The sequence below is a fragment of the Erythrobacter sp. RANMB8 genome, assembly GCF_056848235.1.
Map to the genome: position 1 here is coordinate 414,976 of NZ_JBREHG010000001.1, position 19,324 is coordinate 434,299.

Genomic DNA, 19,324 nt, shown 5'->3' on the forward strand with positions numbered 1-19,324 from the left:
TCAGTTATCCTCGTTCATGAATGTCTGGAAAGCAGCGCGCCATGCGGCAGGCTGGCGGCGCGGGCGGCCATCGAGCGTGATGAAGCCAACGCGCAGGCTGGCCTCGCACAGGTCTTCGCCGCCGCGCGCCCCAATCCTTCGCGCAATCTGGTGCATCCGGCACGATGCCGCGCCCAGCTCGGTGCAGCGGGTTTCGATCACCACATCGTCATCGAGCCTGGCCGGGCGTAGATACTTCAGGTTGACCTCCGACAGCGCATAGGCCCCTTCGCCACTCTCGATCGCGGCGCGCTGGTCGATGCCCAGCAAGCGCAGCAGATCGGACCGCGCGCGTTCGAACCAGCGCAGGTAGTTGGCGTGGTAGGTGATCCCCGACAGATCGGTATCCTCGTAATAGACGCGCACCGCATAAAGATGCCGCGCACCATCGAGGATTCCGCCGGGAGGGTTCGGAGAGGTCATTTGGAGAGGCTCGAATACATCATTCGGTCAAAAGCCTGCCTTGGCTGAAGCTGCGATGAACGGTGCCTTATCAGCGCCGAATGGATGCAATTCTCGCTATCTGCGCAGGATCATCGGTCCCAGTGGCTGGCCGCCGAAGATATGCACGTGAAGGTGCGGCACCTCCTGCCCGCCGTGCTGGCCGATATTGGCGAGCAGGCGGTAGCCGGGTTCGACCAGCCCCTTCATCCGCGCCACTTCGCCCACCGCGCGCACGAACCCTCCGATTTCGGCATCGGAGGCCTTGGCGCTGAAATCGTCCCAGCTGACATAGCGGCCCTTGGGGATCACCAGTGTGTGCACTTCGGCCTGCGGGTTGATATCCTCGAAGGCGAAGGCCCAGTCATCCTCGTAGACCTTCCTCGAGGGGATTTCCCCGCGCAGGATCTTCGCGAAGATATTGTTGTCGTCGTAAGGCAGGGTCGGGTCGATCGGCATGGGTTACTCCGTGCGGGAGGCTTTTTCGGCGAGGCCGGACACGCCCTCGCGCCGGTCGAGTTCGGCGAAGACCTGTTCCAGCGCCACGCCCTTTTCGGCGAGCAGCACGATGAGGTGGAACAGGACATCCGCCGCCTCGCCCACCAACTCGGCCTCGCCCCCGGCGAGCGCGGCGATCACCGCTTCGGTGGCTTCTTCGCCGAGCTTCTGGGCGATTGTCTTGAGCCCCTTGGCGTGCAGCTTCGCGACATAGCTCTCCTCAGGCGAGGCGGTGAGGCGCTGGGCGATGGTCGCTTCGAGGCGGGCGAGGGTTTCGGACACTTCGGCTTCTCTCGTCATTGCGAGCGCCGCAGGCGCGCGGCAATCCATGGACCGCGCCGCGTCGCAATCGGACGGGTCTGGCCATGGATTGCCTCGCTACGCTCGCAATGACGATAATTCAACCGCGTGCGGGCAAACCTGCCGCCCGCAATGCCGCATGGGCCTCGGCGATGGTGTGGTGGCCGAAGTGGAAGATGCTCGCGGCGAGCACGGCACTGGCATGTCCCTTTGTCACCCCTTCCACGAGGTGTTCGAGGCTCCCTACCCCGCCGCTGGCGATAACCGGGACGCTGACAGAGTCGGCAATCTCGCGTGTCAGATCGAGGTCGTAGCCGGCTCTCGTGCCGTCACCGTCCATCGAGGTGACGAGCAATTCGCCAGCGCCCAGATCGGCGACCTTGCGGGCATACTCCACCGCATCGATGCCGGTGGGCTTCCTGCCGCCATGGGTGAAAATTTCCCAGTTGCCCCGCGGCGTGCGGCGCGCATCGACGCTGGCGACCACGCACTGGCTGCCGAAGCGCTCCGCGATCTCGCCCACCAGTTCGGGCCGCGCCACCGCCGCGCTGTTCACCGCCACCTTGTCCGCCCCCGCCAGCAGTAGCGCGCGCGCATCCTCGGCGCTGCGCACCCCGCCGCCGACCGTCAGCGGCATGAAGCACACCTCCGCCGTGCGCCGCACCATGTCGAGCAGCGTCCCGCGCCCTTCGTGGCTGGCGGAAATGTCGAGAAAGCACAGCTCGTCCGCCCCAGCGGCGTCATAGGCGCGCGCCTGCTCGACCGGATCGCCCGCGTCCTTCAGGTCGACGAAGTTCACGCCCTTGACCACGCGGCCATCGGCCACGTCGAGACAGGGGATGACGCGGATGCGGACAGTCATTGGGCGCGTGCGCCCATCGCAATCGCCGCTGCCAGATCGAGCCGCCCTTCGTAGAGCGCGCGGCCCGTGATCACCCCCTCGATCCCCTCATGCGCATGGAGCGAGAGGATGTGGATGTCGTCCAGCCCCTTTACCCCGCCGCTGGCGATCACCGGAATGTCGACGCGGCGGGCGAGGTCCACCGTCGCCTCGATGTTCACGCCCTTGAGCAGGCCGTCGCGGCCGATGTCGGTGAACAGCAGGCTGGCGACGCCTGCGTCCTCGAAACGGCGAGCGAGATCGGTGACGGGCACATCGGAGACCTCCGCCCAGCCCTCGGTCGCGACCATTCCGTCGCGCGCGTCCACGGCGACGACGATGCCGTTTTCCCATTCGCGGGCCATTTCGCGCACGAATTCGGGGTTCTTGAGCGCCGCCGAACCCATCACCACCCGCGCCACGCCGAGGTTGAACCAGCCCTCGACTGCCTTGGCATCGCGGATGCCGCCGCCGAGTTGCACATAGCCGGGGAAGGCCTTGACGATGGCCTCCACCGCCTCCCGGTTGCGGCTTTCGCCGGCAAAGCTGCCGTCCAGATCGACGACATGGAGGTGCTCCGCCCCGGCCTCGGCGAAGATCAGCGCCTGTGCGGCGGGGTCATCGCCGTAGATCGTGGCGCGATCCATGTCGCCTTCGGCAAGGCGGACGACCTGGCCGCCCTTCAGGTCGATGGCGGGGAAAATGATCAAGGGAACCACTCCAGAAAACGCCGGAGCGTGGCGAGGCCATAGGCCTGGCTTTTCTCCGGGTGAAACTGCACGCCGAGGATATTGCCCTTCGCCACGGCGGCGACCAGCCCCTCGCCATGATCGGTCATCGCGGCGATGTGGTGCGGATCGGTGGCGGCGAAATGATAGGAGTGGAGGAAATAGGCCTCCCCCTCATCGATCACCGCGTGATCGCGCGCATGGGGCAGCATGGCGACATCGTTCCAGCCCATGTGCGGCACCTTGATGCTCGCGTCCGAAGGCGCGATCAGCCGCACTTCGCCCGGAATCCAGCCGAGGCCGGGGGTCTCGCCATGCTCAAGGCCGCGATCCGCCAGCAATTGCATCCCCACACAGATGCCGAGGAACGGCGCGCCGCCCACATGGACGCGCTCGGTCATCGCTTCGACCATGCCCGAAATTGCGCCCAGCCCTTCGGCACAGGCCTTGAAGCTGCCGACGCCGGGTAGCACGATCCGGTCGGCCGCGCGCACGACATAGGGATCAGCGGTCACAGTCACCTGCGCCCCTGCTGCCTTCAAGGCATTGTGCACAGAATGAAGGTTGCCCGCGCCGTAATCCACGAGGGCGACCACCTCACCCACCGAGCTGCCCCTTGGTGCTCGGGATCGCGCCGCCCTTCCTCGGGTCGCGCTCGACTGCCTGCCGCATCGCGCGGGCGAAACCCTTGTAGAGGCTTTCGCAGATGTGGTGGTTGTTGGTGCCGTAGAGCAGCTCCATGTGGAGCGTGATCCCGGCGCTCTGGCTGACGGAGTGGAACCAGTGCTCGATCAGCTCGGTGTCCCATTCGCCGAGCTTTTCCTGCGTGAACTTCGCCTTCCACACCAGATAGGGCCGCCCCGAAATGTCGAGCGCGACGCGAGAGAGCGTCTCGTCCATCGGCGAATAGGCCGCGCCGTAACGCCCGATCCCGGCCTTGTCCCCCAGCGCGTTGCTGATCGCCTGACCCAGCGCAATCGCCGAATCCTCGGTGGTGTGGTGCTGGTCGACATGCAGATCGCCCTCCACCTTCATCGTCACATCGATCAGCGAATGGCGGCTGAACTGTTCGACCATGTGATCGAGAAAGCCGATCCCGGTCGAAACGTCATAGGCGCCCGTCCCGTCGAGATTGACGGCAATGGCGATCTTGGTCTCGGTGGTGTTGCGCTCTACCGAGCCGGTGCGGGCGGGGGAATTGGGCATAGGCCGCGCTATAGTCGGCTGCGCCGCCAAGACAAGTCATCCGCGAAAGACCCGCAAGGGGCTTGACCAAGGCCGCATGTCCCGCCACCAAACCAGCTATCATGAGCACCGAAACACCCGACAGCCTGATCCCCTACGACGAGATCGTGCAGGAAGCCCTGCGTGCCGTGGTCGGCCGGGTGCTCGGATCGATCGTCAGCGGCGGGGGCACGTTGCCGGGCGCGCACCATTTCTACATCACCTTCAAGACCGGCGCGCCGGGGGTTTCGATCCCGCCGCACCTGCGCGAACGCTTCCCCGATGAAATGACCATCGTGCTCCAGAACAAGTTCTGGGATCTGGAAGTCCTCCCCCACAGCTTTTCGGTCAGCCTTACCTTCAACCAGGTGCCGGCCAAGCTGACGATCCCCTTCGCCGCAATCACCGCATTCGTTGATCCGGCAGTGGATTTCGGGCTGCAATTCCAGGCTGCTGTCGAGGAACTCGAGCCCGAGGCGCACGAGGATGCCGAAAATGACGGGCCTGATGGCGACGGCGATGGCGATGGCTCTAACGTCGTCACCATCGATTTCGGGCGCAAGAAATAGGCGCCATGGCGCGGGGCAAGGGGCTGATCCGGCGGAAACGCGGCGGCGATCCGGCGCCCGTTCCCGCCGCACCCGACAAGGCCGAACCGACCGGTCCGGGCGGCCTGCCGCTGCCCAGCCCGGTCGCCGGTACCAATCTGGTGATCGCCGACATCGTGCTGCGTGCCGCAGGCGGTCTGCTGCGTGACCGGATGGAAAAGGGCCTGCTCATCAAATCCTATGACGAGGCCAAGGCGGAACGTCTGGTTGACGGCCGCAGCCTCGCAACCAGCATCGCGCTGTGGGGGGCCAGCAGCCTTGCCCGCAAGTCGCCTCTGGGGCTGGCCGTCGTGGCAGGAGGGCTCGCCGCCAAGGTCTTTTATGATCGCGGCAAGCGACTGGAAGCGAAACGCCGGGCGCGCAAGGACGGAACCGGCGAATCCTGACCGCCCCTTGATTTGTGCCGTCCGGTTGGGGCAACGGGGCCTATGGGCGACTCCACACACCATTCCGACGATCATCTCCACCGCCGCGGGCTGATGTTCATCCTGTCCTCGCCATCGGGCGCGGGCAAGACCACGCTGTCGCGGATGCTGCTGGCCAAGGATGCCGAAATCAAGCTGTCGGTCTCGGCCACCACCCGCCCGCCGCGCCCCGGCGAGGTGGACGGCGTGCACTATCACTTCGTCAGCTCCGAACGCTTCCAGCAGATGGTGGACGAGGATGATTTCTACGAATGGGCCGAGGTGTTCGGCCACCGTTACGGCACGCCCAAGGGGATCATCCGTGCAGCGCTGAAGGAAGGGCAGGATTTCCTGTTCGATATCGACTGGCAGGGCACCCAGCAGCTTTACCAGAAAGACCAGCAAGACGTGGTGCGGGTGTTCATCCTGCCACCTTCGATCGACGAGTTGCACCGCCGCCTGAAGGGCCGTGCCACCGACAGCGCCGAGGTCATCGCCGCCCGCATGGAGCGCGCCCGGGCAGAAATCAGCCACTGGGACGGCTACGACTACGTGATCATCAACGATGATGTCGATGTGTGCTTCGCCAAGGTCTGCGCGATCCTCGAAGCCGAGCGGATGAAGCGCCAGCGCCAGACCGGGTTGATCCCCTTCGTACGCGGGTTGATGGCTTAGGGCGGCACAGAGCAGTCCAGCGTGTATGGCCCGAAATTAGGTAATCGGGCAGACTTGTGCTAAGCACGTGCCGCTGACGTCGAAATTTGCGACGGACTTCGAAATTTGCGCTCCGCCGCTTGCCACGGGTTCAGCCCACCGGCCCCGGCGTTAACCAGACGACGACTTCCTTTCATCGGACGATAACGCACTACCCCTGCGCGCATTTCGCGTGCGGGCAACCAGTTGTTCTTGAAAGGAACATCGCATGAGCAAGACCGGAACCGTAAAGTTCTTCAACACCGACAAGGGCTATGGCTTCATCCAGCCCGACGATGGTTCGTCGGACAGCTTCGTCCACATCACTGCCGTGCAGGCCGCCGGCATGCACAGCCTCGATAAGGACCAGCGCCTGAACTACGAGCTCGAAAAGGGCCGCAACGGCAAGGAAAGCGCCGTCAACCTTTCGGCTGCCGACTAAGCGAATACCGGTCGGGCGGGGCGCGCATGATGCGTTCCGCCCGCCACCCAGAATGCCTCCCGCCTACCCCCCTCTCACGGCAGGACACCCCCGATGGCACAGACCTACGAATTCTACAGCGAACGCGCCGATGAAGCTGCGGTGCTCGCGGCCAAGGCGACGCTCGACAATGTGCGTGAACGCGAATTGCGTTCGGAAAAGACATGGCGCGGCCTCGCCGAACAGGCGCGCAAGACCGCCGAGGAACGGGTGAAGGCCGATGCCGTGCGCGCCGAAAAGCGTGCAGCAGAGAGCCTGATCTCCTGAACGGCCTGCCCGATTCCGCTGGAAAGCGGGGCGGGCGATCCCCATATTCTCCTTGGGCAACAGGTTACTGAACCCACAAGGAGACGATGCCATGAGCACCATGCAATTCCAGTTCAACACCGATAGTTCGGTGATGGGCACGCAGGAAGTCGCCACCCGGATCGAGGCGCAGGTGCGCCAGCGGCTTGCCCGCTTCGCCGACCGGCTGACGCGGCTGGAAGTGCATGTGAGCGACGTCAACGGCCGCAAGCACGGCGCGGATGACAAGCACTGCACGATCGAGGCACGCCCCCGCGGCAGTCGTCCGATCGGGGTCACCGGCAAGGCTGCCGATGTCGATGCCGCAGCGCGGATTGCGGCAAGCACGCTGGCCGAACGCCTGGAACGGGTGTTCGGCAAGGCCGAGCGGCACCGCCACGACCCCTCGCCCGACAAGCAGATCTGAACCCTCGGGGCGTGAGGGGCTAATTCACAGCCCCTTGCGCCCGAACACCCTGCCGCGCAGGCCGCGCCCGGAGAGGCTCGGCAGGCCCGGCTGGCCGGGGCTCGGCGCGATCACCGGTGCAGGCGGCGCGGGCTGCGGCGGCGGAGCATCGCCCCGGGTGCGCACTTCGAACCGCCCGCCGATCCCCTCGGCCAGCTTGCGCTTTTCACCCCATTCATTGGCAAGCGCCATCTTCGCGTCCTGATCCGCCGGCATGATTGCGGGCGGAAATGCGCGGTCGTTGAAGGCGTTGGCGTCCGGCACGTGGTCTTCGGCGACGAAGTTGTGCGCGACGTGTTTGAGCGGCACGAGTTCGTAGATCGGCATGTCCGCCGGTTCGGGCTCCGCATAGCCGATATCTGCACCGGCATCGTGGTGCAGCACGCGATAGGACAGGCTGCGGTCTTCCGGCCCGAAGGTGTCGCCATCGGGAATGACATAGCCGTTCGGCATGGTCGCCACCCGCAGGAAGGCAAGGATCGTTTCAAAATTGGCAGCCCAGGGCAGAACGCCGGGCTTGATCAGGATCTCGCGACCCAGCCAGTGGCGTGCGCCGAAGGTGCGGATGCCGACCAGCGACGGTTCCCCGGGCGCGGATTGCGGGCCGAACAGGAACGGGTGGATATGCAGCGGGCCGGGTGCGGGCATGGCGGCAAGCCTGTCGCAGGCCTCCCCCGCCAGAAGCTGGTCGGACTGGGTCCAGTGCACCGCCAGCGGCATCGCATCTTCAGAGGCGATGCGGGTCATCAGCGACAGCACGGCAAGTCGGCGTTCGAACTGGGCCTGCGTGGCACCTTCGCGCGGGCGCCCGATCTGCGCGAACATCGCGGCGATCTTCGGATCCTCGTCCACCCCGCCGAGCACCCCGTGCGAGACTTCAAGCAGGATGTGGCTTTGGGTGCGGGCAAGGCGCTGGCGGATATCGGGCGTGACAATGCCGGTGTAGGCCGAAGACAGTGCCCCGCGGAACACCTGCGCATCGCACGCGCCGTTCACATATTCGAAGGTCAGCATCAGTTCTTCCGCGCCGTTGAACAGGCGGTAGAAGCGGCCCGGATTGGCTTCGGAGACGTTGAAGCTGGCGCCCGATTTCATCCCCTCGATCCGTGCGAAGGTGCGCATGATCGCTTCGAGGTTGTCGAGCGGGCGGTCGAACAGCAGGGCGGCCTGAAGGCGGTTGGGGTAGAGCATTTCGGTGTGCGGCCCTTGGGCGGATAACAACGCCCCGGCTTACCCCAACAAGGTTAAGGCAGGGTTGAAACTATCCCGCGCCCCCGATGCCGCATTGCCGCAGAACGCCGTCAATGGCCTTGGCAACGCCGAAAAACCCTGCCTTGGCATGCGGCCATGTGGTGCGATCAAGCTCGCCGAGCAGGGTGACCACCCGCCCCTTGGCGACCAGCGGCGCAAGATCCGGCCACAATGCGTCGCGGGTCCAGCCGGCGGGAAGATAGGGCAGCGCGACCAGATCAACCCCGGCAGCATCCAGCATCGGCCTCAGCCGTTCACCCTCGCGCCATTGCACCCCCTGACAGCCGAACGCGGCGGCCGCTTCGGCCATGCCGCCGGCCACCGCCGCATCGGCAAAGCCCCGGGCCAGCGCGCCGACCTGACCGGGCGAACGGGCGCCGGGACGCGCCGCGCCGATCACCAGCTCCGGAGCCGCAGGCAGACCGAGCGGGGTGTGGTGCGCGGCTTCATCATGCAGCAACAAGGCAAAGGGCCGCGTCAGATCGGCGGCAGTGACCGGTGCCGGCAAATCGAGCTTCTGGCGGCCATACTCCTGCGCTTCTTCCAGCGGTTCGGCATCATCGGCCAGCCCCTGTGCGGCCAGCGGGCCGTGCGGATGTCCGGCGGTGTAGCGCGCGATATTGTCCGCCCGCGCAAGATAATGCTTGCCCTTGGTATGCAGGCCCCCGACCCAGCGCCACGACAGGTTGTTCGACGCCGCATCGCCATCAACCAGATGGCGCAGGAAGAAGTCCGCCCCCAACCGCCAGTCGAGCCGCAGGGTGAAAATCCAGATGCTGGCAAACCACATGCGGGCGTGATTGTGGAGATAGCCGGTCTCCACCAGTTCCCTTGCCCAGAGATCGAAGGCGGCGATCCCGGTGCGGCCCTCGGTCGCCGCAGTGTAAGCGGTGCGCAGCCCGGCATTGCGCTCCAGCGCCGCCAGAGCGCCGTCGCGGCCCGCGCAGTAATCGGCCCAGATCGCCGGGCGCTGTTCGAGATAGCCCTTGAAATAGACCCGCCAGAACACCTCGGCGATGAACTTTTCCGCCGCACGCGGGCTGTGCTGGCCGAGAACGGCGTCGAGCACTTCGGGTTCGCCGATCAGGCCTGCATGGAGCCAGGGCGAAAGCTGGCTGACATTCGCCCGCCCGCCCGGCGCAGGGCCATCATCGTGGTTGCGGGTATCGGCATAACGGCGACCGGCGGCGGGGAGAAATGCGGCTAGGCGGTTCAGCGCGGCGGCGCGGGTGGGGGCGAAGTCCATGGGCGGGCAATGCCTTGGCGGGCGCATGGTTCCGGCCTATCCTCTGGCATCAAGGAGAGACCGCCATGATCCACCGCCCTTCGCCCCTCGCTGCCGTTCTGGCGCTCGGCCTTGCAGCCTGCACCCCCGCGCAGGACGGGATCGACCCAGGCGGCGAAACTTTCGATCAGGTCGCCGCGGACGAGGTCGTCACGCTGGTCGGCACCGAACCCTTCTGGAATGTGCGGATCGATCAGGGCAGCGCCCGTTACAGCAACCCTGAACACCCCGAAGGCTTCGACTTCCCCGTTACCCGCTTTGCCGGAAACAACGGGCTCGGCTTTTCGGGTGAGTTGTTTGGCGACCCCTTCACCGCCACACTCACCCCCGGCGATTGCAGCGACGGGATGAGCGATCGCACCTTCCCCTTCGTCGCCACTATCGCTTTGGGTGAGGAAACCTTGCGCGGCTGCGGCTATACCAGCAGCCAGCCGTTCACCGGCGACGCTGCGCCATAGGGCGCGATGGAACAGGGGGAGAGACCATGACGATCACCGGAGGCTGCCTGTGCGGCAAGGTGCGCTACACATGCGAAAGCGATCCGCTGCTGTGCGTGACCTGCCATTGCAAGAATTGCCAGCGGCAGGCGGGCAGCAGCCTGTCGGTCATCATCGGCGTGCCCGAAACCGCCGTTGCCTTCGAAGGCGAGCTGACCACCTATAACGACACCGGCGATAGCGGCGCGACCGTGCGGCGGCAGTTCTGCGGCACCTGCGGCTCGCCCGTGTTCACGCGGGTCGAAAGCCCGCCGGGGATGATGTTCATCAAGGCCGGGACGCTGGACGACACCAGCATCCTCAAGCCCGCGTTCCATTGCTACACCAAGAGCAAGCAGGACTGGGTCGATCTCGGCGAAATTCCCGGCTTCGAAACCGTGCCCGAAGGCCTGTAACAGGGGTCAGAACAGGCCGGGCAGATCGTGCTGCGCGGCGTTGGGCCGTTCCGGCTGGAGCGGCTCGCGCTCGGGCAGATCAAGGCCCAGCCGCTGGCGCTGTCCTTCTGCGCCCTCGCCCTTGTCCGCCGCCTGCCCGCTGGCCGAAAATGCGGCGCACGATCGCCCGCCGAGGAAATCGAGTGCCGCCGCGATCGAGGCTTCGCGCGGGTCGCCGAAGGGACGCAGGATATCGTCCCCTGCACGACAGGCATTGGGCACCACGCTGGCAAGGCCGGTAAAGTAGTTGCCCTGATTGCTGGCGTTCACAGTCTGGAACGTCACCGCCCGCACCCGAAGGTCGCAGGCCGACAGGTCGAACCCGAACTGTCCCACCGGCTTGCCGAAGGAATTGCTCCCCACCAGCGCCATGTTGGTGCCGAGATAGGGGATCATCGAATTGATCACCAGCTCGCTGGCAGAGGCGCTGGCGCTGGTGGTAATGAAGGCGATGCGGGTCGGAGCGATGGCGTTGGCCTCGCTGCGGAAGGTGCGGGTCTCGTTCCGGTCAGCCTTGCTGGCGCGCAGCACCGTGCGGCTCCACACCTGCCCCACGCGCCCTGCGCCCATCAGGTCGCCCATTGTGTCGGCCACATCGACCAGCCCGCCGCCGTTGTAGCGCAGGTCGATGATCAGTTCGGTCACGCCCTGCGCGGCGAACTGGGCGAAGGCTTGCCGCAGCTGGTTCGACGCATCGGCGACGATGAAGGTGCGCAGGTTGAGATAGCCGACCCGCTTGCCGCCATCATTGAGGATCACCGCGCCATAGCGGTCGGAAACCGGATCGAGCGCGAAGTCGGTCTTGGTGATACTGCGCTCGATGGTGGTTCCGTCCGGCTGGACAAAGCGCAGGACCCGCGCCACCCCGGCAGTCGACGGGCCGAGCGCATTGACCACCGCCTGCGTGCCGCCGCTCGCGAACAGGCTCGACACGGTCTGGAGGTTCGCGCTGCTGGTGCCGATCGCGGTAATCTCGCTCCCGCGGTCGAGCCCGGCCGCCAGTCCGCTCGCGCCTTCATAGGCCTCCACCACGAACACGCGGCGGGCGGCGGTGTCATAGTTCAGGCGGATGCCGAACCCTGCGCTCGATCCGGAGTTGATGAGCGCATTTTCTTCGGCGATCGAGGTGGCGAAGGTGAAGCCGCGATCACGGCTCTGCGCCCGTGCAGGGGCCACGCGCGCGTCGAGATAGGATTGCAGGTCGCTGAAGGATGCCGGGTTGGCATTGGCCAGAAGGTCAGGAAACAGATACCATTCGTTCAGGACATTGTCGGCGAAGGTCTGCTGGTCGCGCAGGGCGCAGCCGTTCCCGCCCGTGGGCGGCGTTCCCCCGCCACCACCGGTCGGCGGGGTAGACGATGATCCACCGCCTCCGCAGGCGACAAGGCTGAAGGCCAGAACAAGGCTCAAAGCGGTGCGACCGGCGGTCATGTCAGGCGGCAACTCCGTGTTTCGCGGGCAGTCGGGACAGAGCGGTTTACCGCTGCCCGAGGGCGTGGGATGCAATTTTGCCCCGCATCGGGCAAGCGGCGGAGGGCGAAAATCATCCGGAAATCGCCAAAACCGTGACCATTTTGCCTGCTTTTGCAGGGTTTTCCGCAAAAACCGGCGAAAACTTGACCCTCAAGCCTCGTTTCTCGTGTCACGCTGGACTAGCACGGCGGGGATGGAACGACAGAATCATGACTGATTTTCCGGACTGGCTCGCATCTGCGGTGCCCGCGCCTGCACGTCATCCCGGTCTCGCCGTGGCGAAGCTGGGATCGGCGCAGACGCTGGCGCGCGGGGGTTTTGCGCTGACCAGCCCGGCCTTCCGCGCCGGCGACGAACTCGATCCGAGCTTCACCGCCTGCGAGGAAGATGCTGTTGCCCCGCCGCTGGAATGGAGCGCCCCGCCGCCCGGTTCGCAGGAACTGGTGCTGGTGGTGGAAGACGCTTCGGCCAAAGGTGCAGAACCCGCTTGCCACTGGCTGGTGTGGGGCCTTGCCGGACAACGCGGCAAGCTGCTCGAAGGCGAAGTGCCGCCGCGCACCGGCAAGAATGCTTTCGGCAATTCCGAATGGCTGCTGCCCGACCCGCCCGAGGGCGAGACGCGCCATTACCTGTTTCAGCTGTTCGCCACCGACCTTCCGCTCGTGCTGATGCCGGGCGCTGGCCGGGCGGAACTGCTCGCGTCGCTGCAAGGGACGGTCACGGCCTGCGCAGTGCTCCATGCCACCTTCACCGGCGGAGGAGAGGAGGATGCGGGCTGGGATGATGACGATGATCTTGATTAACCTGCCACAAAGACAAGGGAGTAAATGATGGCTGGAACGACCAACGCACTGCAAAAGCCGGTCAACCTTTCGGGTGATCTCGAAGCCGTGATCGGCAAGGGCCCGATGACCCGCGCCCAGGTGACTTCGAAGGTGTGGGAATACATCAAGGCCAACGGCCTGCAGGACACCACCGACAAGCGTCAGATCAATCCCGATGCCAAGCTGGGCGCGGTGATCGGCAAGGACCAGATCTCGATGTTCAAGATGACCGCAGCGGTCTCGAAGCACCTCAGCTAAGCCTGCCGGTGCCCCTGCGGCACCCGGCCATGGCCAGACATCAGCGGCGCGCGATCCGGTAGGGTCCGCGCCGCTTTTGCATGGGCAGGCCTTTCCACGAAAGCGCGATGTCCCCCGCGGCGACGAGGCTGTCCACTGCTGCGTGAACGGCGTCCATTTCACGGCGCCAGTCGCCATCCGGCCCGGCCAGACGGCGCGCTGCTTCGCTCGGGCAGATGGTCGCGCCCTCCGCTCGCTGGTCAAGCAATGCCCGGATTGCCCCGGCAGGCGTCAACCGCGGCTCCGGCGCAGCGGCAGGCATTCACCGACCCACAATGCCAGCCAGATGATCACCGGCTGCGCGATCATCCGCGGAATGTGATAGGCAAGACCCAGCCCTCCATCGGGCCGCGCCATGTCGATGATGAAGTGGTTGATATTGGCAGGCCAGACGCACAACGCATAGGCCGCCAGCCCCCGCCCTGCCGCCCGGCGCAGCGCGGGCGAGAAGGGCTGGATCAGCCCGATGCTGCCGAGCAGTTCGGCAATGCCCGTCCACAGCACCACGGCCTCCGGCGCGGGCACCCACGCGGGCATGATGGTGAGGAAAGGCTCAGGCCGGATCAGGTGGATGATGCCCGCCAGCGCATAGAACGCCGCGAGCAGCCAGCGGAAGACCGCGCGGATCACGCCGCCGCTCCCGCACCCGGTTCCCAGCCCGGCGGTGCAAGGGTGAACCCGGCAAAATCGAACCCCGGCACCACCACGCAGGACACCAGCGTGTAACCGAAGCGCGGCTTGCCGTGGCAGCGCGCCGCCTGCCATTCTCCCGGTTCGACCAGTCCCTGCAACTGCTGCCCGGCCATCACATCACTGCCGAGGATCACCGACCGCACCGGCCCCGCGTCACCAGCCGCCAGCCGCAGTTCCAGCGGATCGCCCGCCTGCCACAGCCACAGCTCGGCGGCATCGACCGTGTGCCAGTGCGAGGCCTCGCCAGCGCGGAGCATGAAGATGATTGCGGTGCCTTGGGCCCGCCCATCCGTCCCGACCTGCCCCCGCCAGGTTTCGCGATACCATCCGCCTTCGGGATGGGCGGCAAGGCGCAATTGTTCGATCAGTTCTGCCGCGCTATCACCCATCGCCTGTTCCTTGCCCGTGTTTCCGGGCGCTCTACCTTCGGGAGGCTTGCCCATGCAACTTTTCGCGCCCTCGCGCATCGCTCTTGTCGCCGCATTGCTGCTGGCGAACCCGCTGGCTGCGCAGGAAGCGCTGGTCGATCCCGCCACCGCGACCGCCAATGCCGCGCTGGAGGCCGCGCCGGTGTTTGACGGGCATAATGATGTGCCCAACCAGCTGCGCGCCCGCGTCGCCAACCAGATCAACGCTTTCGATTTCGAGGATACCACGCACACCGGCGCGGCCCATCCGCAAGGCGCGGTGATGCAGACTGATCTCGCCCGCCTCAAGGAAGGCAAGGTCGGCGCGCAGTTCTGGTCGGTCTATGTGCCCTCGAACCCCGACGAGCCCGAAGCGGTGCAGCAGGTGATCGAGCAGATCGACGTCACCAAACGGCTAATCGCCCGCAACCCGCAGGCCCTGCGCTTTGCCACCACTGCCGACGAAGTCGAGCGCGCCATGGCCGAGGGCCGGATCGCCTCGCTGCTGGGCATGGAGGGCGGACATTCGATCGGATCGAGCCTTGCGGTTCTGCGGCAGCTCCACGCGCTCGGCGCACGCTACATGACGTTGACCCACAACAGCAACACGCCGTGGGCCGATGCTGCGACCGACAATCCGAAACATGGTGGCCTCAGCGAATTCGGCAAGGATGTGGTGCGCGAGATGAACCGGCTGGGGATGCTGGTCGATCTCAGCCATGTCAGCGAGGAGACGATGCTCGATGCGCTGGACGTGGCCAAGGCGCCGGTGATCTTCAGTCACTCCGGCGCGCGGGCGGTGAACGGCCACCCGCGCAACGTGCCGGATTCGGTGCTACGGCGCCTGCCCTACAATGGCGGGATCGTGATGGTGGTGGCGCTGCCGGGCTTCCTCAACGAGGAGCGCCGCCAGTGGTTCGCCCGCCGCTCTGCCGAGGAAGCACGGCTGAAGGCGCTATGGCAGGGCCAGCCTGCGACGGTGAGCGAGGCGATGGCGGCGTGGGACAAGGCGCACCCCGAACCGGCAACGACGATCCAGCACATGGCCGACCATATCGACCACATCCGCGAAGTGGCTGGCGTCGAATCGATCGGTATCGGCGGGGATTTCGACGGGATGCCGTCCGGCCCGGTCGGGTTCGAGGATGTGCGCGGCTATCCGCTGCTGTTCGCGGAACTCGCACGGCGCGGCTATTCGCAGGCCGAGCTTGAAATGATCGCCAGCCGCAACGCGCTGCGGGTGATGCGCGCCGCCGAAGCCTACGCCGCCAGCGTTGCCGGCATGGCCCCGATCGAAACGCTGATCAGCGCGCCAGCGCCGGAATGATCCAGACCGCACTCATCGCGATCACGGCGAGCGCAAGGCTGTAACCCAGCACATAGCGCAGACCCGTATTGCTGACCGCGCCGCGGGCAGCTTCGTCGTTGATGCGGATTGCTTCGTTGTGATCGGCCATTGCTGCTCTCCCCGTTATTGTTGACGTTACGGAAATGCCTTCCGTAACGTCAATCAACCATGGGCGCGGCGAATGGTTCCGCAATCAGGATGATGGGCGTTCGAGCAGGGCAAGCGTGTGGGGATCGCGCTCGCCAGCAAACAGTCCTGCCAGTGCGCGGTCGAACAGAGCGTCGTCACCGGTCTGCGCAAACAGGGTGAGGCTGCTGCACAGCTTCAAGGCGTCAATCTCGCCCAGCATCTGGCGCGGTGTGCGCCGGGCGGCATGGCCCAGCAGAGTCTCCGCCGACCAGCGAAGTCTGTCACCCAGCAGGCTGTGGGCGAGATAATCGCGTGCCTCGTCCAGCCCCGAAAGCCCGTAGAACTGCGCCTCGGGGCTGGAACCAAGGCCACGCAACTGGGGAAAGACGAACCACATCCAGTGGCTGGTCTTGTAGCCCGTAATCAGTTCCTCGGTGACCCGCTCCCACACCCGCTCCTGCGCATCGACGAAACGCTGAAGGCTTCGGGATTGCGCGTCATCCATCCTGCCGCGCCCCGGATCAGTCGCGCAGCAGTTCGTTGATGCCGGTCTTCGAACGGGTCTGGGCGTCGACCGTCTTTACGATCACCGCGCAGTAGAGGCTCGGCCCCATGCTGCCGTCGGGCAAGGGCTTGCCGGGCATCGAGCCGGGCACGACCACGGCATAGGGCGGCACTTCGCCCATGTAGACCTTGCCGGTGGCACGATCGACGATCTTGGTCGAGGCGCCGAGGTAGACGCCCATCGAAAGCACAGCACCCTCGCCCACGCGCACGCCTTCGGCAACCTCGGCGCGGGCGCCGATGAAGGCGTTGTCGCCGATGATCACGGGTTCGGCCTGAAGCGGTTCGAGCACGCCGCCGATCCCCGCGCCGCCCGAGATGTGCACATTGGCACCGATCTGCGCACAGGAACCGACCGTGGCCCAGGTATCGATCATGGTGTTCTCGCCGACATAGGCGCCGATATTCACGAAGCTCGGCATCAGCACCACGCCCTTGGAGATATGCGCGCCGCGCCGGACCACCGCACCCGGAACCACGCGGAAGCCAGCCTCCTTGAAGCGGTTCTCGCCCCAGCCGGCGAATTTCAGCGGCACCTTGTCGAATGCCGCCTCGCCCGCTGCACCGCCTTCCATCACGCGGTTGTCATTGAGGCGGAAGGACAGCAGCACCGCTTTCTTGAGCCACTGGTTGACGGTCCAGCCGCCATTCCCGTCAGGCTGGGCGACCCGCGCCTCGCCGGAATCGAGCAGGGCCAGCGCATCGGCGACCGCATGGCGCACCTCGTGGCCGGGGGTGATGTCCGCGCGGTTTTCCCACGCTTCTTCGATGGCGGCGATCAGGGCGTCACTCATAGAGGGTCTCCGGCAGGCACGATTGCGACTGCGCGCCTAGCCGCACCGCGAGACCTCGGCAAGCGTTACGCTGGCATGCCTGCGGCACGGGCAAACTCGTAAGCCCGCTCGGCCAGCGGGCGCACCCGCTCGCTCATGGCCTGTGCGTGGGCGCTGGAGGCGGTGCCGTCGATCACGCGCTTCTTGATACCCTGCATAATCCCGGCGAGGCGGAACAGGTTATAGGCAAAGTACCAGTCCATCGGCGGCACGGGATAGCCGGTGCGCGCCACATACCGCTCCACCGCTTCATCCTGCGAGGGGATGCCGAGCGCGTCCAGATCCAGCCCCAGCAGCCCCGCACGCCCGTCAGCGGGATTGTGCCAGTTGAGCATCAGGTAGCTGAAATCGGCAATCGGATCGCCCAGCGTCGACAGTTCCCAGTCGAGCACCGCGATGATGCGGGGCTCGGTCTTGTGGAAGATCACGTTGTCGAGCCGGTAATCGCCGTGGACAACGCTAGAGCCGTGTTGCGGCGGGATGGTCTGCGGCAGCCATTCGACCAGCCGCTCCATTTCGGGCATCAGCTCGGTTTCAGACAGCTTGTACTGCTTGGTCCAGCGGGCGATCTGGCGCGCGCAGTAATCGGTCGGCTTGCCATAATCGCCCATGCCGATGGCCTGCGGATCGTTGCGATGCAGGTCGGCCATGGTGTCGATCAGCGCGTGGTAATGGGCACGGCGTTCGTCCGGCGTGAGACCGGGCAGCGCGCCGTTCCACAAGGAGCGCCCGTCGGCGAGGCTCATCACGAAGAACTTCGATCCGATCACGTCCACGTCTTCGCACAGGCCATAGGTGCGCGGCACGGGGAAGCCGGTGGGGAAAAGGCCCGTCATCGCCGCATACTCGCGATCGACTGCATGGGCCGAGGGGAGCAGCTTGCCGAAGGGCTGGCGGCGCAGCACGTAGGACGTCGCGGGCGTGTCGATCCGGTAGGTCGGGTTCGACTGGCCACCCTTGAACTTGGTGTAGCTGATCGGGCCTTCGAACCCTTCGACATTGGCCTCGAACCAGCGGGTCAGATTGCCAAGGTCGAGCGCGTCCTTCTCGGTCACTTCCACCGTGCCGACCATTTCCGTATCGAAATCGATTTCCATCAGTCGAACACCACCACTGTGCGGGCCGAATGGCCGGCGCGCATTGTGTCAAAGCCCTTGTTGACCTCGTCGAGGCTGATCCGCTCGGCGATGATCGTGTCGAGATCGAGCAAGCCGCGCAGGTAGAAATCGACCAGACGCGGCAGATCGACGGGGAAGTGGTTCATCCCCATGATCGCGCCCATCAGCTTCTTGCCGCCAAGCAGGTCCATCGCGCCGAGCCCGACCTTGCAATCCAGCGGCATCATGCCGAGGATCACCGCGGTCCCGCCGCGGCGCAGCGAGGCGACGGCGAGATCGGCCGAGACCTGACGGCCCACCGCCTCGATCCCCCAATGCACCCCGCCGCCGGAAATGGCGATGATCTGCTTCGCGGCATCTTCAGCCAAAGCATCGACGGTATGGGTCGCACCCAGCACTTCGGCGAGCGCGCGCTTTTCCGGCAGGGGGTCGGCGGCGATGATCTTGCCCGCACCCGCGATTTTCGCGGCGTTGATCGCGGCAAGGCCCACCCCGCCGCAGCCGACCACCAGCACGGTTTCGCCCGGCGTCACCTTGCAGGCGTTGAAGATCGTCCCCGCGCCGGTCGTCACCGCGCAGCCGAGCAGGGCAGCGCGATCGAACGGCATGGCCTTGTCGATGGCCACGCAGGCGTGTTCGTGGATCAACATCTGCTCGGACAGGGCCGAGAGGTTGAGCATCTGGTTCACGGGCGTCCCGTCGCCAAAGGCGATGCGCGAGGCGTCGCCCTTCTGGCGGCGCGTATCCCCGCCAAGGCACAGCGCCATGCGACCCGTCACGCAGAATTCGCAATGCCCGCAGAAGGCGCTGAGGCACGAGACGACATGATCGCCCGGCTTCACCGTGCGCACCTCGCTGCCGACCGCACGCACGATCCCCGCCGCCTCATGCCCCGGAATGGCGGGCAGGGCGTGGGGGTAATGCCCGTCGATGAAGTGCAGGTCCGAATGGCACAGCCCGCAGGCCTTGGTGTCGATCAGGACTTCATGCGGGCCGGGCTCGGCATAGGTGACCTCGGCAATGCGCAGGCCTTCGCCGGGGCGTTCAAGAATGGCGGCTTTTGCCATGAGTTTAGTTTCCGTTCGGTTCGAGCGCAGTCGAGAACCGTTCGTGTCGATGTGTCT

29 protein-coding genes are annotated in these 19,324 nt (G+C 65.8%); 11 read left to right on the forward strand and 18 right to left on the reverse strand.

The annotated features are described in order from the left end of the window. The 7 genes from ACU0AG_RS01840 to hisB form a co-directional block, all read right to left on the reverse strand. On the reverse strand, positions 1-462 hold the full coding sequence (locus ACU0AG_RS01840; RefSeq protein ID WP_482780552.1) for a YbgC/FadM family acyl-CoA thioesterase: 462 nt from the start codon (positions 460-462) through the stop codon (positions 1-3). A 96-nt stretch (positions 463-558) separates the two neighbouring features. Next, positions 559-939 (reverse strand): histidine triad nucleotide-binding protein, encoded by a 381-nt coding sequence (locus ACU0AG_RS01845; RefSeq protein WP_482780553.1) that lies wholly within the window; start codon positions 937-939, stop codon positions 559-561. Positions 940-942: 3 nt separating this feature from the next. Continuing rightward, positions 943-1,278: a phosphoribosyl-ATP diphosphatase gene (locus ACU0AG_RS01850; protein ID WP_482780554.1), complete on the reverse strand. Its 336-nt coding sequence runs from the start codon at positions 1,276-1,278 to the stop codon at positions 943-945. A 100-nt stretch (positions 1,279-1,378) separates the two neighbouring features. Continuing rightward, entirely contained in the window at positions 1,379-2,140 is a 762-nt protein-coding gene (gene hisF / locus ACU0AG_RS01855) for an imidazole glycerol phosphate synthase subunit HisF (protein WP_482780555.1), read from the reverse strand. Further along, positions 2,137-2,868 (reverse strand): 1-(5-phosphoribosyl)-5-[(5-phosphoribosylamino)methylideneamino]imidazole-4-carboxamide isomerase, encoded by a 732-nt coding sequence (gene hisA, locus ACU0AG_RS01860; protein WP_482780556.1) that lies wholly within the window; start codon positions 2,866-2,868, stop codon positions 2,137-2,139. Before hisA ends, hisF begins: the two co-directional genes overlap by 4 nt. After that, positions 2,865-3,491: an imidazole glycerol phosphate synthase subunit HisH gene (hisH, locus tag ACU0AG_RS01865; protein WP_482780557.1), complete on the reverse strand. Its 627-nt coding sequence runs from the start codon at positions 3,489-3,491 to the stop codon at positions 2,865-2,867. The genes hisA and hisH overlap by 4 nt, the downstream gene beginning before the upstream one ends. Further along, a complete protein-coding gene (hisB, locus tag ACU0AG_RS01870) occupies positions 3,484-4,092 on the reverse strand; it encodes an imidazoleglycerol-phosphate dehydratase HisB (RefSeq protein ID WP_482780558.1) in 609 nt (202 codons plus the stop codon). Before hisB ends, hisH begins: the two co-directional genes overlap by 8 nt. A gap of 101 nt (positions 4,093-4,193) precedes the next feature. Between hisB and ACU0AG_RS01875 the strand changes: the two genes are divergently transcribed. From ACU0AG_RS01875 to ACU0AG_RS01900, 6 genes are all read left to right on the forward strand, one after another. Continuing rightward, positions 4,194-4,679, forward strand: a complete 486-nt coding sequence (locus tag ACU0AG_RS01875; RefSeq protein ID WP_482780559.1) for an SspB family protein — start codon at positions 4,194-4,196, stop codon at positions 4,677-4,679. 5 nt (positions 4,680-4,684) lie between these two features. Further along, entirely contained in the window at positions 4,685-5,104 is a 420-nt protein-coding gene (locus ACU0AG_RS01880) for a hypothetical protein (protein WP_482780560.1), read from the forward strand. Between the two features lie 42 nt (positions 5,105-5,146). Next, the gene (gmk, locus tag ACU0AG_RS01885) at positions 5,147-5,797 is read left to right on the forward strand and encodes a guanylate kinase (RefSeq protein WP_482780561.1); all 651 of its coding nucleotides are present in this window, start codon (positions 5,147-5,149) and stop codon (positions 5,795-5,797) included. A 247-nt stretch (positions 5,798-6,044) separates the two neighbouring features. After that, positions 6,045-6,257, forward strand: coding sequence for a cold-shock protein (locus ACU0AG_RS01890; RefSeq protein WP_069309421.1), 213 nt, complete (start codon positions 6,045-6,047; stop codon positions 6,255-6,257). A gap of 93 nt (positions 6,258-6,350) precedes the next feature. After that, positions 6,351-6,563: a hypothetical protein gene (locus tag ACU0AG_RS01895; RefSeq protein ID WP_482780562.1), complete on the forward strand. Its 213-nt coding sequence runs from the start codon at positions 6,351-6,353 to the stop codon at positions 6,561-6,563. Positions 6,564-6,654: 91 nt separating this feature from the next. Then, complete coding sequence (locus tag ACU0AG_RS01900) at positions 6,655-7,008, forward strand: HPF/RaiA family ribosome-associated protein (protein WP_482780563.1); 354 nt, start codon at positions 6,655-6,657, stop codon at positions 7,006-7,008. Between the two features lie 24 nt (positions 7,009-7,032). Here the strand turns inward: ACU0AG_RS01900 and ACU0AG_RS01905 are convergent, their stop codons facing one another. Both ACU0AG_RS01905 and ACU0AG_RS01910 read right to left on the reverse strand, forming a co-directional pair. After that, positions 7,033-8,238, reverse strand: a complete 1,206-nt coding sequence (locus ACU0AG_RS01905; RefSeq protein ID WP_482780564.1) for a hypothetical protein — start codon at positions 8,236-8,238, stop codon at positions 7,033-7,035. Between the two features lie 70 nt (positions 8,239-8,308). Then, positions 8,309-9,544, reverse strand: a complete 1,236-nt coding sequence (locus tag ACU0AG_RS01910) for an FAD-binding domain-containing protein (RefSeq protein WP_482780565.1) — start codon at positions 9,542-9,544, stop codon at positions 8,309-8,311. 65 nt (positions 9,545-9,609) lie between these two features. Here ACU0AG_RS01910 and ACU0AG_RS01915 point away from each other — a divergent pair, with 65 nt between their 5' ends. Both ACU0AG_RS01915 and ACU0AG_RS01920 read left to right on the forward strand, forming a co-directional pair. Then, a complete protein-coding gene (locus ACU0AG_RS01915; protein WP_482780566.1) occupies positions 9,610-10,041 on the forward strand; it encodes a COG3650 family protein in 432 nt (143 codons plus the stop codon). Positions 10,042-10,067: 26 nt separating this feature from the next. Further along, entirely contained in the window at positions 10,068-10,475 is a 408-nt protein-coding gene (locus ACU0AG_RS01920) for a GFA family protein (RefSeq protein ID WP_482780567.1), read from the forward strand. 6 nt (positions 10,476-10,481) lie between these two features. Here ACU0AG_RS01920 and ACU0AG_RS01925 read toward each other — a convergent pair whose 3' ends face one another. Then, positions 10,482-11,945, reverse strand: coding sequence for a S41 family peptidase (locus tag ACU0AG_RS01925; RefSeq protein WP_482780568.1), 1,464 nt, complete (start codon positions 11,943-11,945; stop codon positions 10,482-10,484). A gap of 251 nt (positions 11,946-12,196) precedes the next feature. On the opposite strand from ACU0AG_RS01925, the gene ACU0AG_RS01930 reads away from it, so the two are divergent. Then, complete coding sequence (locus ACU0AG_RS01930; RefSeq protein WP_482780569.1) at positions 12,197-12,790, forward strand: YbhB/YbcL family Raf kinase inhibitor-like protein; 594 nt, start codon at positions 12,197-12,199, stop codon at positions 12,788-12,790. A gap of 27 nt (positions 12,791-12,817) precedes the next feature. Further along, positions 12,818-13,069: an SWIB/MDM2 domain-containing protein gene (locus ACU0AG_RS01935; RefSeq protein WP_482780570.1), complete on the forward strand. Its 252-nt coding sequence runs from the start codon at positions 12,818-12,820 to the stop codon at positions 13,067-13,069. Between the two features lie 40 nt (positions 13,070-13,109). Here the strand turns inward: ACU0AG_RS01935 and ACU0AG_RS01940 are convergent, their stop codons facing one another. From ACU0AG_RS01940 to ACU0AG_RS01950, 3 genes are read right to left on the reverse strand one after another with little or no spacing between them, the layout of a single operon-like run. Beyond that, positions 13,110-13,316: a DUF3253 domain-containing protein gene (locus ACU0AG_RS01940; RefSeq protein WP_482780571.1), complete on the reverse strand. Its 207-nt coding sequence runs from the start codon at positions 13,314-13,316 to the stop codon at positions 13,110-13,112. Between the two features lie 23 nt (positions 13,317-13,339). Beyond that, on the reverse strand, positions 13,340-13,738 hold the full coding sequence (locus tag ACU0AG_RS01945; RefSeq protein ID WP_482780572.1) for a DoxX family protein: 399 nt from the start codon (positions 13,736-13,738) through the stop codon (positions 13,340-13,342). Next, positions 13,735-14,190, reverse strand: coding sequence for a cupin domain-containing protein (locus tag ACU0AG_RS01950; RefSeq protein ID WP_482780573.1), 456 nt, complete (start codon positions 14,188-14,190; stop codon positions 13,735-13,737). Before ACU0AG_RS01950 ends, ACU0AG_RS01945 begins: the two co-directional genes overlap by 4 nt. Before the next feature lie 52 nt (positions 14,191-14,242). Here ACU0AG_RS01950 and ACU0AG_RS01955 point away from each other — a divergent pair, with 52 nt between their 5' ends. After that, entirely contained in the window at positions 14,243-15,535 is a 1,293-nt protein-coding gene (locus ACU0AG_RS01955) for a dipeptidase (RefSeq protein WP_482780574.1), read from the forward strand. On the opposite strand, the gene ACU0AG_RS01960 is transcribed toward ACU0AG_RS01955, so the two are convergent. The 5 genes from ACU0AG_RS01960 to ACU0AG_RS01980 all read right to left on the reverse strand — a co-directional run bounded on the left by ACU0AG_RS01960 (position 15,513) and on the right by ACU0AG_RS01980 (position 19,267). Then, positions 15,513-15,665 (reverse strand): hypothetical protein, encoded by a 153-nt coding sequence (locus ACU0AG_RS01960; protein ID WP_482780575.1) that lies wholly within the window; start codon positions 15,663-15,665, stop codon positions 15,513-15,515. The two genes, ACU0AG_RS01955 and ACU0AG_RS01960, sit on opposite strands and share 23 nt — an antisense overlap. Positions 15,666-15,749: 84 nt before the next feature. Continuing rightward, positions 15,750-16,190: a DUF1810 domain-containing protein gene (locus ACU0AG_RS01965; RefSeq protein WP_482780576.1), complete on the reverse strand. Its 441-nt coding sequence runs from the start codon at positions 16,188-16,190 to the stop codon at positions 15,750-15,752. Positions 16,191-16,206: 16 nt separating this feature from the next. Continuing rightward, complete coding sequence (dapD, locus tag ACU0AG_RS01970) at positions 16,207-17,043, reverse strand: 2,3,4,5-tetrahydropyridine-2,6-dicarboxylate N-succinyltransferase (protein ID WP_482780577.1); 837 nt, start codon at positions 17,041-17,043, stop codon at positions 16,207-16,209. 65 nt (positions 17,044-17,108) lie between these two features. Next, on the reverse strand, positions 17,109-18,179 hold the full coding sequence (locus ACU0AG_RS01975) for a phosphotransferase family protein (RefSeq protein WP_482780578.1): 1,071 nt from the start codon (positions 18,177-18,179) through the stop codon (positions 17,109-17,111). Next, positions 18,179-19,267, reverse strand: coding sequence for a Zn-dependent alcohol dehydrogenase (locus tag ACU0AG_RS01980; RefSeq protein ID WP_482780579.1), 1,089 nt, complete (start codon positions 19,265-19,267; stop codon positions 18,179-18,181). Before ACU0AG_RS01980 ends, ACU0AG_RS01975 begins: the two co-directional genes overlap by 1 nt. Positions 19,268-19,324: the final 57 nt, after the last annotated feature.

What these genes read in the sequence shown, in the direction of transcription:
- ACU0AG_RS01850 (WP_482780554.1), bottom strand. Translation starts at nt 1,278, where the DNA reads ATGACGAGAGAAGCCGAAGTGTCCGAAACCCTCGCCCGCCTCGAAGCG.
- ACU0AG_RS01890 (WP_069309421.1), top strand. Translation starts at nt 6,045, where the DNA reads ATGAGCAAGACCGGAACCGTAAAGTTCTTCAACACCGACAAGGGCTAT.
- ACU0AG_RS01900 (WP_482780563.1), top strand. Translation starts at nt 6,655, where the DNA reads ATGAGCACCATGCAATTCCAGTTCAACACCGATAGTTCGGTGATGGGC.
- ACU0AG_RS01930 (WP_482780569.1), top strand. Translation starts at nt 12,197, where the DNA reads ATGACTGATTTTCCGGACTGGCTCGCATCTGCGGTGCCCGCGCCTGCA.
- ACU0AG_RS01915 (WP_482780566.1), top strand. Translation starts at nt 9,610, where the DNA reads ATGATCCACCGCCCTTCGCCCCTCGCTGCCGTTCTGGCGCTCGGCCTT.
- hisB (WP_482780558.1), bottom strand. Translation starts at nt 4,092, where the DNA reads ATGCCCAATTCCCCCGCCCGCACCGGCTCGGTAGAGCGCAACACCACC.
- ACU0AG_RS01845 (WP_482780553.1), bottom strand. Translation starts at nt 939, where the DNA reads ATGCCGATCGACCCGACCCTGCCTTACGACGACAACAATATCTTCGCG.
- gmk (WP_482780561.1), top strand. Translation starts at nt 5,147, where the DNA reads ATGGGCGACTCCACACACCATTCCGACGATCATCTCCACCGCCGCGGG.
- ACU0AG_RS01875 (WP_482780559.1), top strand. Translation starts at nt 4,194, where the DNA reads ATGAGCACCGAAACACCCGACAGCCTGATCCCCTACGACGAGATCGTG.
- hisF (WP_482780555.1), bottom strand. Translation starts at nt 2,140, where the DNA reads ATGACTGTCCGCATCCGCGTCATCCCCTGTCTCGACGTGGCCGATGGC.
- ACU0AG_RS01960 (WP_482780575.1), bottom strand. Translation starts at nt 15,665, where the DNA reads ATGGCCGATCACAACGAAGCAATCCGCATCAACGACGAAGCTGCCCGC.
- ACU0AG_RS01910 (WP_482780565.1), bottom strand. Translation starts at nt 9,544, where the DNA reads ATGGACTTCGCCCCCACCCGCGCCGCCGCGCTGAACCGCCTAGCCGCA.
- ACU0AG_RS01920 (WP_482780567.1), top strand. Translation starts at nt 10,068, where the DNA reads ATGACGATCACCGGAGGCTGCCTGTGCGGCAAGGTGCGCTACACATGC.
- ACU0AG_RS01955 (WP_482780574.1), top strand. Translation starts at nt 14,243, where the DNA reads ATGCAACTTTTCGCGCCCTCGCGCATCGCTCTTGTCGCCGCATTGCTG.
- ACU0AG_RS01840 (WP_482780552.1), bottom strand. Translation starts at nt 462, where the DNA reads ATGACCTCTCCGAACCCTCCCGGCGGAATCCTCGATGGTGCGCGGCAT.
- dapD (WP_482780577.1), bottom strand. Translation starts at nt 17,043, where the DNA reads ATGAGTGACGCCCTGATCGCCGCCATCGAAGAAGCGTGGGAAAACCGC.
- ACU0AG_RS01975 (WP_482780578.1), bottom strand. Translation starts at nt 18,179, where the DNA reads ATGGAAATCGATTTCGATACGGAAATGGTCGGCACGGTGGAAGTGACC.
- ACU0AG_RS01950 (WP_482780573.1), bottom strand. Translation starts at nt 14,190, where the DNA reads ATGGGTGATAGCGCGGCAGAACTGATCGAACAATTGCGCCTTGCCGCC.
- ACU0AG_RS01925 (WP_482780568.1), bottom strand. Translation starts at nt 11,945, where the DNA reads ATGACCGCCGGTCGCACCGCTTTGAGCCTTGTTCTGGCCTTCAGCCTT.
- ACU0AG_RS01980 (WP_482780579.1), bottom strand. Translation starts at nt 19,267, where the DNA reads ATGGCAAAAGCCGCCATTCTTGAACGCCCCGGCGAAGGCCTGCGCATT.
- ACU0AG_RS01880 (WP_482780560.1), top strand. Translation starts at nt 4,685, where the DNA reads ATGGCGCGGGGCAAGGGGCTGATCCGGCGGAAACGCGGCGGCGATCCG.
- ACU0AG_RS01965 (WP_482780576.1), bottom strand. Translation starts at nt 16,190, where the DNA reads ATGGATGACGCGCAATCCCGAAGCCTTCAGCGTTTCGTCGATGCGCAG.
- ACU0AG_RS01895 (WP_482780562.1), top strand. Translation starts at nt 6,351, where the DNA reads ATGGCACAGACCTACGAATTCTACAGCGAACGCGCCGATGAAGCTGCG.
- ACU0AG_RS01935 (WP_482780570.1), top strand. Translation starts at nt 12,818, where the DNA reads ATGGCTGGAACGACCAACGCACTGCAAAAGCCGGTCAACCTTTCGGGT.
- ACU0AG_RS01905 (WP_482780564.1), bottom strand. Translation starts at nt 8,238, where the DNA reads ATGCTCTACCCCAACCGCCTTCAGGCCGCCCTGCTGTTCGACCGCCCG.